Source organism: Streptomyces sp. NBC_01450 (genome assembly GCF_036227505.1).
Classification (GTDB): Bacteria; Actinomycetota; Actinomycetes; order Streptomycetales; family Streptomycetaceae; genus Streptomyces.
Genome location: NZ_CP109480.1, coordinates 2457330 through 2469420 on the forward strand (window position 1 = coordinate 2457330; position 12091 = coordinate 2469420).

General features: G+C 68.8%; 8 protein-coding genes. 5 read left to right on the forward strand and 3 right to left on the reverse strand.

Annotated features, from left to right (window positions below):
* The first annotated feature begins 79 nt into the window (after positions 1–79).
* The 5 genes from OG568_RS11310 (at position 80) to OG568_RS11330 (ending at position 8073) form a co-directional block, all read left to right on the forward strand.
* On the forward strand, positions 80–1765 hold the full coding sequence (locus tag OG568_RS11310) for a thiamine pyrophosphate-binding protein (protein WP_329531375.1): 1686 nt from the start codon (positions 80–82) through the stop codon (positions 1763–1765).
* A 12-nt stretch (positions 1766–1777) separates the two neighbouring features.
* Positions 1778–3007 (forward strand): formyl-CoA transferase, encoded by a 1230-nt coding sequence (frc, locus tag OG568_RS11315; protein ID WP_266428201.1) that lies wholly within the window; start codon positions 1778–1780, stop codon positions 3005–3007.
* A 3-nt stretch (positions 3008–3010) separates the two neighbouring features.
* On the forward strand, positions 3011–5155 hold the full coding sequence (locus tag OG568_RS11320; RefSeq protein WP_329531376.1) for an acetate--CoA ligase family protein: 2145 nt from the start codon (positions 3011–3013) through the stop codon (positions 5153–5155).
* A 124-nt stretch (positions 5156–5279) separates the two neighbouring features.
* On the forward strand, positions 5280–6668 hold the full coding sequence (locus OG568_RS11325) for an OFA family MFS transporter (protein ID WP_329531377.1): 1389 nt from the start codon (positions 5280–5282) through the stop codon (positions 6666–6668).
* Position 6669: 1 nt separating this feature from the next.
* Positions 6670–8073 carry an OFA family MFS transporter gene (locus tag OG568_RS11330; protein ID WP_329531378.1) on the forward strand — a complete coding sequence of 468 codons (1404 nt, stop codon included), beginning with the start codon at positions 6670–6672 and terminating at the stop codon, positions 8071–8073.
* A 126-nt stretch (positions 8074–8199) separates the two neighbouring features.
* Here OG568_RS11330 and OG568_RS11335 read toward each other — a convergent pair whose 3' ends face one another.
* The 3 genes from OG568_RS11335 to eboE all read right to left on the reverse strand — a co-directional run bounded on the left by OG568_RS11335 (position 8200) and on the right by eboE (position 12088).
* On the reverse strand, positions 8200–9366 hold the full coding sequence (locus OG568_RS11335) for a sugar phosphate isomerase/epimerase family protein (RefSeq protein WP_329531379.1): 1167 nt from the start codon (positions 9364–9366) through the stop codon (positions 8200–8202).
* A 155-nt stretch (positions 9367–9521) separates the two neighbouring features.
* Positions 9522–10922 carry a nucleotide pyrophosphatase/phosphodiesterase family protein gene (locus OG568_RS11340; protein WP_329531380.1) on the reverse strand — a complete coding sequence of 467 codons (1401 nt, stop codon included), beginning with the start codon at positions 10920–10922 and terminating at the stop codon, positions 9522–9524.
* Positions 10919–12088: a metabolite traffic protein EboE gene (gene eboE, locus OG568_RS11345; RefSeq protein WP_329531381.1), complete on the reverse strand. Its 1170-nt coding sequence runs from the start codon at positions 12086–12088 to the stop codon at positions 10919–10921. The genes OG568_RS11340 and eboE overlap by 4 nt, the downstream gene beginning before the upstream one ends.
* Positions 12089–12091 lie beyond the last annotated feature (3 nt).

Sequence of the window (12091 nt, forward strand, 5' to 3'; positions counted from 1 at the left end):
GCTTCATACAGTATTCGTCGACTGTATGCAATGTACCGCGAGAGCGTTCCAACCCCCTACGAAGGGACAGGACTTCGCCATGCCCGACGACATCAGCCAGGACTCCATCTCCGGTGGGCATCTGGTCGCCAAGGCACTCAAAGCAGAAGGTGTGGAGGTCATCTACACCCTGTGCGGCGGCCACATCATCGACATCTACGACGGCTGCGTCGACGAAGGCATAGAGGTCGTCGACGTCCGACACGAGCAGGTCGCCGCCCACGCCGCCGACGGCTACGCACGCATCACCGGCAAGCCCGGATGCGCCGTGGTCACGGCGGGGCCCGGTACGACCGACGCCGTGACCGGCGTCGCGAACGCCTTCCGCGCCGAGTCCCCGATGCTGCTCATCGGCGGCCAGGGGGCGCACACCCAGCACAAGATGGGGTCCCTGCAGGACCTGCCGCACGTCGACATGATGACCCCGATCACCAAGTTCGCGGCGACCGTGCCGGACACGGCGCGCGCCGCCGACATGGTGTCGATGGCGTTCCGGGAGTGCTACCACGGCGCCCCCGGCCCCTCCTTCCTGGAGATCCCGCGCGATGTCCTGGACGCCAAGGTCCCGGTGGAGAAGGCCCGGATCCCGGCCGCCGGCCACTACCGGGCCTCGACCCGCTCGGCCGGTGACCCCGAGGCGGTCGAGAAGCTCGCCGACCTCCTCGTCCACGCCGAGAAGCCCGCGATCCTGCTGGGCAGCCAGGTGTGGACGACGCGCGGCACCGCGTCCGCCATCGAGCTCGTCCGCACCCTCAACATCCCGGCGTACATGAACGGCGCCGGGCGCGGCACCCTGCCGCCAGGGGACCCGCACCACTTCCAGCTCTCGCGCCGGTACGCCTTCTCCAACGCCGATGTCATCGTCATCGTGGGTACGCCCTTCGACTTCCGCATGGGCTACGGCAAGCGGCTCTCCCCGGACGCGACCGTCGTACAGATCGACCTCGACTACCGGACCGTCGGCAAGAACCGGGACATCGACCTCGGGATCGTCGGCGACGCGGGGCTGATCCTGAAGTCGGTCACCGAGGCGGCCTCCGGGCGCCTCAACGGAGGCGCGTCGAAGCGCAAGGAGTGGCTGGACGAACTGCGCGCCGCCGAGCAGACGGCCCTCGAGAAGCGGCTGCCCAGCCTGAAGTCGGACGCCTCACCGATCCACCCGTACCGCCTGGTCAGCGAGATCAACGACTTCCTCACCGAGGACTCGATCTACATCGGGGACGGCGGCGACATCGTCACCTTCTCCGGGCAGGTCGTCCAGCCCAAGTCACCCGGGCACTGGATGGACCCGGGCCCGCTCGGCACGCTCGGTGTCGGCATCCCGTTCGTCCTCGCGGCCAAGCAGGCACGGCCCGACAAGGAGGTCGTCGCCCTCTTCGGGGACGGCGCGTTCTCCCTGACCGGCTGGGACTTCGAGACCCTCGTCCGCTACAACCTCCCCTTCGTCGGCATCGTCGGCAACAACTCCTCCATGAACCAGATCCGTTACGGCCAGGCCCAGAAGTACGGCCTGGAGCGCGAGCGGGTCGGCAACACCCTCGGTGACGTCCACTACGACAAGTTCGCGCAGATGCTGGGCGGTTACGGCGAGGAGGTCCGCGACCCCGCCGACATCGGCCCGGCGCTGCGGCGCGCCCGGGAGTCGGGCAAGCCGTCGCTGATCAACGTCTGGGTCGACCCGGACGCGTACGCCCCCGGAACCATGAACCAGACGATGTACAAGTGAGGTGACCCTGGCATGACCAAGGCTCTCGAAGGCATCCGCGTCCTCGACATGACGCACGTCCAGTCCGGACCCTCCGCGACCCAACTGCTGGCCTGGCTGGGCGCGGACGTCGTCAAGCTGGAGGCGCCGACCGGTGACATCACCCGCAAGCAGTTGCGCGACCTCCCGGACGTCGACTCCCTCTATTTCACGATGCTCAACTGCAACAAGCGGAGCATCACCCTCAACACCAAGACCGAGCGCGGCAAGGAGATCCTCACCGAGCTGATCCGGCGCTCCGACGTCATGGTCGAGAACTTCGGACCGGGCGCGGTCGACCGCATGGGCTTCACCTGGGACCGCATCCAGGAGATCAATCCGCGAATCGTCTATGCCTCCATCAAGGGGTTCGGGGACGGGCCGTACACCAACTTCAAGGCGTACGAGGTCGTCGCACAGGCCATGGGCGGGTCGATGTCGACCACCGGTTTCGAGGACGGGCCGCCGCTGGCGACGGGGGCCCAGATCGGGGACTCGGGCACGGGTATCCACGCCGTGGCGGGGATTCTCGCGGCGCTGTACCAGCGGGAGAACACCGGGCGCGGGCAGCGGGTCAACGTGGCCATGCAGCATGCCGTGCTCAACCTCTGCCGGGTGAAGTTGCGCGATCAGCAGCGACTGACACATGGCCCACTCGCTGAATATCCCAACGACGACTTCGGCGTCGAGGTTCCCCGCTCCGGCAACGCGTCGGGCGGCGGCCAGCCGGGCTGGGCGGTCAAGTGCGCGCCGGGCGGCCCCAACGACTACGTGTACGTCATCGTGCAGCCCGTGGGCTGGAAGCCGATCACCGAGCTCATCGGGCGGCCGGAACTGGCGGACGACCCCGACTGGGCGACCCCTGAGGCCCGGCTGCCCCAGCTCACCAAGATGTTCCAGCTCATCGAGGAATGGTCGGCCACGCTCCCCAAGTGGGAGGTGCTGGAGAGGCTCAACGCCCACAACATCCCGTGCGGCCCGATCCTGTCCACCAAGGAGATCATCGAGGACGAGTCACTGGTCGCCAACGAGATGGTCGTGACGGTGCCCCACCCCGAGCGGGGCGAGTTCGTGACCGTGGGCAGCCCGCTGAAGCTCTCCGACTCCCCCGTGGACGTGACCAGTTCGCCGCTGCTCGGTGAGCACAACGCAGAGGTCTACATCGGCGAGCTCGGCCTCGGCGACGAGGAGCTGCGCCTGCTCAAGTCGAACGGAGTGATCTGAGTGATGGCCGAAGACCGGGTGCTGAAGGTGCGCGCGCTCCTCGACTCCGTGCGGGCCGAGGGGAGGACCGCGCTCACCGCGCCCGAGGGAAAGGTGATCGCCGACGCGTACGCGATCGCCGTACCGGGCGAGGAGCTCGCGACGGACGTCGACGAGGCGGTGGCGTACGCGGCGCGCTTCGGCGGGCCCGTCGTGATGAAGATCGTCTCGCCGGACATCCTGCACAAGACCGATGCCGGTGGTGTGATCGTGGGCGTGGAAGGCGCGGCGGACGTACGCGCCGCCTTCCACAAGATCGTCGAGAACGCGCGGGCCTACGACCCGCGGGCCCGTATCGAGGGCGTCCAGGTCCAGGAACTGCTCCCCTCGGGGCAGGAGGTCATTGTCGGCGCGGTGACCGACCCGACCTTCGGGAAGGTCGTCGCCTTCGGACTCGGCGGGGTGCTGGTGGAGGTCCTGAAGGACGTCACCTTCCGGCTCGCCCCCGTGGACGCCGACGAGGCGCTGTCGATGCTGGACTCGATCAGCGCGGCCGAGATCCTGCGCGGGGTGCGCGGGGCCCCGCCGGTGGACCGGTGGGCGATCGCCGAGCAGATCCGCCGGGTCTCCGAACTCGTCGCGGACTTCCCCGAGATCGCCGAGGTGGACCTCAACCCGGTGATCGCCACCCCTGAGGGCGCGGTCGCGGCGGACATCCGCGTGATCTTGGCAAACTCGGTCCCCAAGGAGCGGCGCAAGTACACGCGCGAGGAGATCCTCACCTCCATGCGCCGGCTGATGGAGCCCTCGTCCGTGGCGGTGATCGGTGCCTCCAACGAGCAGGGCAAGATCGGGAACTCGGTCATGCGCAACCTCGTCGACGGCGGCTTCTCCGGCGAGATCCACCCGGTGAACCCCAGGGCCGATGACATTCAGGGCCGCAAGGCGTACAAGAGTGTCACCGACGTTCCCGGTGAGGTGGATGTGGCGGTCTTCGCGATCCCCGCCAAGTTCGTGGCCTCGGCCCTGGAGGAGGTGGGACGCAAGGGGATCCCCAACGCCGTGCTGATCCCCTCCGGGTTCGCGGAGACCGGCGAGCACGAACTCCAGGACGAGATCGTGGCCATCGCCGAGCGGCACGGCATCCGGCTGCTCGGGCCCAACATCTACGGCTACTACTCGACGTGGCAGGACCTGTGTGCCACGTTCTGCACACCGTACGACGTGAAGGGCGGCGTCGCGCTCACCTCACAGTCGGGTGGCATAGGGATGGCCATCCTGGGCTTCGCCCGCACTACGAAGACGGGTGTCTCCGCGATCGTCGGGCTCGGGAACAAGTCGGACCTCGACGAGGACGACCTGCTCACCTGGTTCGGCGAGGACCCGCACACCGAGTGCATCGCGATGCACCTGGAGGACCTGAAGGACGGCCGTGCCTTCGTGGCGGCGGCGCGCGCGACGGTCCCGAAGAAGCCGGTCGTCGTCCTGAAGGCGGGTCGTACGGCCGCCGGGGCGAAGGCCGCCGGCTCGCACACCGGCGCGCTCGCGGGCGACGACGCCGTGTACGAGGACATCCTGAAGCAGGCCGGCGTCATCCGGGCTCCCGGGCTGAACGAAATGCTGGAGTACGCACGCGCGTTGCCCGTACTTCCCACCCCCAAGGGCGACAACATCGTCATCATCACGGGCGCGGGCGGCAGCGGTGTGCTCCTGTCCGACGCGGTGACGGACAACGGCCTGTCCCTGATGGAGATCCCGCCGGACCTGGACGCGTCCTTCAGGGCCTTCATCCCGCCCTTCGGGGCCGCGGGCAACCCGGTGGACATCACCGGGGGCGAGCCGCCGTCGACGTACGAGGCGACGATCCGGCTTGGCCTGGAGGACCCGCGCATCCACGCGCTCGTCCTCGGCTACTGGCACACCATCGTGACCCCGCCCATGGTCTTCGCCGAGCTCACCGCGCGCGTGGTGGCCGAATTCCGTGCGCGCGGCATCGAGAAGCCCGTGGTGGCGTCGCTCGCGGGTGATGTCGAGGTCGAGGAGGCCTGCCAGTACCTGTACGAGCGGGGGGTCGTGGCGTACCCGTACACGACGGAGAAGCCGGTGGCCGTGCTCGGCGCGAAGTATCGCTGGGCGCGGGCGGCGGGCCTGTTGGGGGGCGGTTCATGAGGTGAACCAGGGCGGGGGCGGCCGACGGTGCGCGTCGGCCGCCCCCAGGACCCGTGCGCACACGAAAGGCATTTGGACAGGGGGCGCTGGCCAGATCTTTCGACGCGAGGGGTGCTGAACCGACATGACAACCACCGACCTATCGACATCCGTTCCCTACAGGGAGGTGACGGATCGCAACGGCCGCCTGTACCGCGTCGGCGAGACCGATCGGGACATCATGGGGCGACCACGCTGGACCATGGTGCTCTTCCCCTGGATGGGGATGCTGGGCATCAGCTCCTCGGAGTACGCGTTCACCTCCGCCGAGGACACCCTGCACGACGCCCATCTCTGGGGCAGTGGACACATCTTCTGGCTGATGGGCGTCTGGATCTTCTTCCAGGCCGCCGTCGCCTTCCCGGCCGGGCAACTGCGGGAGAGCGGACGGCTGCCCGCGCGGTACGCCATGATGCTCGGCGCGCTGGGCACGGTCCTGGGGTACCTCTCCCTGGCGTTCGCACCGCATGTGATCGTCGCGTACATCGGCTTCGGCATGTTCAGCGGTATCGGCGCCGGCCTGGTCTACGCGACCTGCGTGAACATGGTCGGCAAGTGGTACCCGGAGCGCAAGGGCGGCAAGACGGGCCTGGTCAACGGCGGTTTCGCCTATGGCTCGGTGCCCTTCGTCTTCCTGTTCACCTCGTACATGGACCTCGGCAACTACCAGGGCGTCCTGGTGACGGTTGGCCTGGTCTGCTGTGCCGTGGTCGCCTTCGCGGGCTGGTTCTTCAAGGACCCGCCCAAGGGGTGGTGGCCCCCGCACGTGGACCCGCTGAAGGTGTCCGACGACCCGAGGATCCGCCGGGCGCTGGAGAAGAACCCGCCCGCCGTGAAGCAGTACACCCCCAAGGAGGCCGCCCGTACGCCCGTTCTGTGGATGATGTGGTTCTGTCTGCTGTGCACCGCCGGGATCAACATCTTCGGCATCGCCTTCCAGGTGCCGTTCGGCAAGGACATGGGATTCGCGGGCGGGATCGTGGCCACCGCGATGTCCCTGAAGGCGATCGTCAACGGCACGGGGCGCGGCGTGATCGGCTGGATCTCCGACCGCTTCGGACGCCGCAACACACTGATCATCGTCTGTCTGGTGCTGGGCTCCGCCCAGTTCGGGGTGCTGGGCTCCGGCCAGATGGGCAGCATGCCGTTCTTCCTGTTCTGCTCCATGGTCTCCGGATTCGGCGGCGGGGCGATCTTCCCGCTGTTCGCGGCCATGACGGCGGACTACTTCGGCGAGAACAACAACGCGTCCAACTACGGAATGGTCTACAGCTCGAAGCTGGTCTCCGGCCTTGTGGGCTCGGGCCTGGGCGCGGTCGTCGTCGGCGCGTGGGACTACCACGGAGCCTTCGTGCTCGCGGGCTCCATCGGCCTCGCCTCCGCCGTGCTGGCGCTGTTCCTCAAATCACCGGGCCGCCCGAAGGCCCGGAGCATCGTCCCCAACCCGCAACCGCTCGGCGAGGAGATGGCGTGACATGACGACAGAACCCATCGCCACCCAGGGCGCGTCGGCCTCGGCCGGCGCCTCGAACCGCTCGTACCGCGAAGTCACCGACGCCCGGGGCCGTGTCTACCGGATCGGTGAGACGGACCGCGACATCCTCGGCCACTCCCGCAAGTTCATGGTGTATCTGCCGTGGATCGCCATGATGGCCATCAGCGTCTTCGAATACGCGTACGGCTCGGCCGAGGACACCTTGTCCCACGCCCACGGCTGGACGCAGAGCAACACCTTCTGGATATTGAGCGTCTGGGTGTTCTTCCAGGCCGGCATAGCCTTCCCGGCGGGCTGGCTGCGGGAGCGGGGCATCCTCACCGCCCGCAGGGCCATGTACATCGGCGCGGTCATGTGTGTGATCGGCTTCCTGGCCCTCTCGCACCTGAGCAACGTGCTGCTGGCCATCCTGGGCTTCGGCGTCATCGGCGGCCTCGGCTCCGGCCTGGTGTACGCGACCTGCATCAACATGGTCGGCAAGTGGTTCCCCGAGCGCCGGGGCGCGCGGACCGGATTCGTCAACGGCGGATTCGCGTACGGCTCCCTGCCGTTCATCTTCATCTTCAACTACGCGTTCGACACCGGGAACTACCACCGTGTCCTGGACCTCATCGGCTGCTACGTGATGATCGTCGTGCTGTCCTGCGCGTTCTTCTTCAAGGACCCGCCGAAGAACTGGTGGCCCGCGGACATCGACCCGCTGACGTACGGCGGCAACAGCAAGACCTCCGCCGCCCTCGCCAAGAACCCTCCCGCGGTGAAGCAGTACACACCCAAGGAGGCCATCAGGACGGGTGTGCTGCCCCTGATGTGGATCACGCTGGTCATGACCGCGGGCGTGTCGATCTTCGGGATCTCCTTCCAGGTCGACTTCGCCAAGGAAGTGGGCTTCGGCCCGCTGGTGGCGGCGTCCTCGATGGGCATCATGGCCGTCATCAACGGGATCGGGCGGGCCGTGGTGGGCTGGCTGTCCGACACCTGGGGCCGCAAGCTGACCCTGGTGTTCGTCATCGTCGTGCTGGGGCTCGCGCAGTTCGGCGTGATCTGGGCCGGGAACATCAAGAGCGAGTGGCTGTTCCTGTTCTTCGCCTTCCTCTCCGGGTTCGGCGGCGGCGCGTTCTACCCGATGTTCGCGGCCCTGACCCCGGACTACTTCGGCGAGAACTACAACGCCACCAACTACGGCCTGGTGTACAGCGGCAAGCTGATCAGCGGCCTGTTCGGCGGCGGTCTCGGCTCGATGGTGGTCGCGGCCTGGGGCTACAACGGCGCCTACGCACTGGCCGGCGGTATCTCGATGCTGGCGGCGGCGATCGCGTTGCTGCTGAAGCAGCCGGGGCGCGAGGGCGCGGTGCGCACTCCCCAGCCGCAGCCCGCGGGCTGAGAGGTCTCCTGGTCAACGGATCGACAGCTTTCCTACCGGCACAGAGCACGGAGCGCAGATCGGGCGGCCCTCCCCACGTGGCACGATGTGGGGAGGGCCGCCCGGTATATGTGCAGTGTCGCGACGCTAGTGACGCCGCTTGCGGAGGGCCGCGAGGTTGTCGTAGCCGATCTTCGCGTGCGTGAGTGACTGCCCGGGGTCCGTGGCGCTCGGGGCGTTGTCCTGCTCGACCATCGGGTTGTGGTAGTTCCGGGCGCCGACGCGCGAGAAGAACGTGGTGTAGTCGATGACGCCGGTGCCGAACGGCACCATGTCGTAGCCCATGCCGTTCGTCGTGTTGACGACGCCGTCCTTGGCGTGGAAGAGCGGGTAGCGCTTGTTGTTGCGGACGACGAGCCCGGCGGGATCGAACACCTTCTCCCGGGTGGAGCCGTCGTGGGCCGTGTACGTGTGGAACTTGTACTGGGCCACGTGCGCCCAGAAGATGTCCATCTCCAGCCAGACCACCTTCGGGTCGGTGATCTTCAGGAAGTACTCCAGCTTGCGGATGCCGGAGCTGCGGGTCGGGTTGCCCTGGGCGTCCAGCGGGCCCCCGTCGAGCAGGAAGCCGTACGCCGCGTCGTGGTTGTGGGTGTACAGCTTGATGCCCTCGCGGCGCGCGATCTCCCCGAGCGCGTTCCACTTGTCGGCGGCCACGTCCCAGTCGGCGCGGTAGGCACTGCCGGTGGGGTCGCCACCGGTGCCCATGTGCGCCATGCCGAGGATGTTGGCGATCTCCAGGTGCTTCTTGAAGGTGTCCAGGTCGGCCGTGGTGAAGGGCCAGGACGGGGGTATGAAGCCGTGGTTGCCCTGCGCCCGCAGCCCGTACTCGTCGAGCCAGGAACGCAGCAGCTTGGCGCCCTGCACGGACTCCAGGTTCGCGCCGCCCGGGGCGTTGGCGTGCTGGCCGTATCCGGCGAACTCCACCTGCCGGTAGCCGAAGCGCGAGAGCTGCTTGAAGACCTCGCGGAATCCGGAGGGCAGGTCGGTGGCGAGCGGGTCGCGGCCCGTGGCGTCCCGGACGGTGTAGAGGATGATGCCGCGCTTGTTCGCGGGGACGAGGACGTCGCCGCCGTGGTCGTGGTCGTGGCCTCTGTCCCGGTCCTGGGCGAGGACTGGTGAGGCGCCGAGGACGGGTGCGGCGATCGCCGCGGTCGCGACGGCGGTGCAGGTGCTGAGGAAACGGCGGCGGTTGATGCCGAGAGTGCGGCGCAGGGCGTCGCCGGCGGCGGATTCGTCGTTGAACGCGGTCACGGTTTCTCTCTTTCGGATCGTGTACGGCGGTGTCGGGTGCCCGGTGGTCTGCTGCTCGTGCGCAGGTCGGAGGCGTGCGAAGCGTTCGCCGGACGCGTTGTCAGTGGCGCGTGCTTCACTTTCCGTAGTTGCTCGTCACGCCTTGTCAGGTCTCGTCAGGTGAGGCCGGCCAGGTCGAGCAGCAGGGATTTCACTTCGGTGGCCGCGACGCGGCCGGGAGCGGTGTGGGGGGTGGAGCAGATGAGGAGCGGACCTTCGTCGTCGCTCGTGGGAAGGCGGCCGTGGCTGCCGCGAATAGGTGAGGGGTCCAGCGGCACGACCGCCATGCGGTAGCGCAGGCCGAGCTTCTTGCGGGCCAGTGCCGTGGCCGCCTTCACCTTGACGTAGGGGTCGAGGGGATCCATGAAGAGTTCGACCGGGTCGTAGCCGGGTTTGCGGTGGATCTCGACGAGCTGCGCGAAGTCGGGCGCGCGGGCGTCGTCGAGCCAGTAGTAGTACGTGAACCAGGCGTCCGGCTCCGCGACGGCGACGAGTTCGCCGGAGCGCGGATGGTCGAGGTGGTGGGTCTTCTTGCCCTCGTCGTCGAGGAGCCGCTCGATACCGGGCAGGTCGGCGAGGGCTGCCTTGGTGGCCTCCAGGTCCTCGGGGCGGCGCACGTAGACATGGGCGATCTGGTGGTCGGCGACCGCGAAGGCTCGGGACGCCATCGGGTCGAGGTACTCCATGCCGTCCTGCGTGTGCACTTCGAGCAGTCCGGCGCGGCGCAGGGCACGGTTGATGTCGACGGGGCGGTCCGCGCGGGTGATGCCGTACTCGGAGAGCGCGACGACGGTGCGGCCTTCCGCCTTCGCGTCGTCGAGGAGAGGAGCCATGGCCGCGTCGAGGTCCGCGGCCGCCTGGAGGGAGCGCGCGTCGTCGGGGCCGAAGCGCTGGAGGTCGTAGTCGAGGTGAGGGAGGTAGCAGAGGGTCAGGTCCGGTAGGCGGGTGCGGTTGATGTGGCGGGTCGCGTCGATGATCCAGCGACTGGAGACGAGGTCGGCGCCGGGACCCCAGAAGTGGAACAGGGGGAACGTGCCCAATTTCTCGGTGAGTTCGTCGTGCAGGGCCGGGGGCCTGGTGTAGCAGTCGGGTTCCTTGCGGCCGTCGGCGTAGTAGACGGGACGGGGAGTGACGATGATGTCGGTGTCGGCGCCCATGGCGTACCACCAGCAGATATTGGCGACCGTGTAGCCGGGGTGCGCGCGCCGGGCGGCGTCCCACAGCTTGTCGCCGGAGACCAGGCCGTTGTGCTGCCGCCACAGCAGTACGTCGCCCAGTTCGCGGAAGTACCAGCCGTTGCCGACGATGCCGTGCTCGGACGGGTGGGTGCCGGTGAGGAAGGTGGACTGGGCGGCGCAGGTGACGGCGGGCAGGACGGTGCCGAGCGGGGCGCGGAAGCCGGACTGGCCGAGGGCCTTGAGATGGGGCATGTGGTCGAGGAGACGGGGGGTGAGGCCGACGACGTCCAGGACGAGGAGAGGAGTGGGGCCGGCCGGCTCCTGTGGTGGTGGGGTCACGGCAGCTCCTTGAGGCCGAGGTCCGTCAACAGGTCCCGGGCAAAGGTGAGTTCGGCGGCGATGCCGTCGGCGAGCTGGGCGCGGGCACGGGGGCGCAGCTCCGGCGGGAGGGCCTGCCAGGTGTAGGTCTCGACCTCCAGGTGGCGGGTGAGGGGGTGCGGGCCACCGACGAGGCGGGTCAGTGCGGCCCGCAGGACGGGGAGGGTGGAGGTGAGGGGTGCGGCGGGGGCCGCGTGCAGCGGGACGTGGAAGTGGGCGCGCCACGGGGAGGCGTCGGGCAGGGCGTCACCGGCGAGGGCCTCGCCGAGGTCGTCGGTGCCGCGCAGGCCCGCGGCGGTGCGGGTGCGGGTCTGGTGCAGGAAGCGGGGTTCGTCGAAGGCGGCCAGGGCCGCACGGACTTCGGGGAGATGGGGGTGTTCGGCGTGCAGGGCGGCTGAGAGCTGGGATTTGACGAGGGGGACGCGGGCCTGTGTGAGCGCGTCCAGGGCGGTGTGCGGGTCTTCGAAGGAGGTGGCGAGATGGCAGGTGTCGACGCAGATGCCGATGCGGTCGTGACCGATCGCGGTGAGTGGGGCGAGGGCGTCGCGGGTGGTCTCGACGGTGCAGCCGGGTTCCGGTTCCAGGCCGATGCGCAGGGATCGGCCGGTGAGTTCGTGGAGGGCGTCGAGGCGTTCGGCGAGCGTGGTCAGCGCGGTGTGCGCCGCCGTCGCCCGCTCCTGGTCGTAGGCGGTGCGCCAGGCGAGCGGCAGGGTGGAGATGCTGCCCTCGGTGACGTCGTCGGGCAGGAGCTGGGCGAGGACTCGGGCCAGGTCGGTGGTGTGGGCGAGCCGCCTGGGGTCGGCCCAGTCCGGCTGGTAGACGCGGTACTTGACCTCTTCGGCGCCGAAGCCTTCGTAGGGGAAGCCGTTGAGGGTGACCACTTCGAGACCACGGCGTTCGAGTTCGGTGCGCAGGCCGCGCAGTGCGGAGGGGTCGGTGACGAGGGCGTGGGCGGCGTCCTTGGCCAGCCACAGGCCGATGCCGAGGCGGTCGCGGCCGAGGCGGCGGCGGACGGGTTCGCAGTGGTCCCGGAGTTGGGCGAGGACGCCGTCGAGGGTCTCGGCCGGGTGCACGTTGGTGCAGTAGGCGAGGTGGACGGTGGAGCCGTCGGGGTGGCGGAAGCGCATCGC

Coding starts and splice junctions, on each gene's coding strand:
- frc (WP_266428201.1), top strand. CDS start 1,778: ATGACCAAGGCTCTCGAAGGCATCCGCGTCCTCGACATGACGCACGTC.
- OG568_RS11320 (WP_329531376.1), top strand. CDS start 3,011: ATGGCCGAAGACCGGGTGCTGAAGGTGCGCGCGCTCCTCGACTCCGTG.
- eboE (WP_329531381.1), bottom strand. CDS start 12,088: ATGCGCTTCCGCCACCCCGACGGCTCCACCGTCCACCTCGCCTACTGC.
- OG568_RS11310 (WP_329531375.1), top strand. CDS start 80: ATGCCCGACGACATCAGCCAGGACTCCATCTCCGGTGGGCATCTGGTC.
- OG568_RS11330 (WP_329531378.1), top strand. CDS start 6,670: ATGACGACAGAACCCATCGCCACCCAGGGCGCGTCGGCCTCGGCCGGC.
- OG568_RS11325 (WP_329531377.1), top strand. CDS start 5,280: ATGACAACCACCGACCTATCGACATCCGTTCCCTACAGGGAGGTGACG.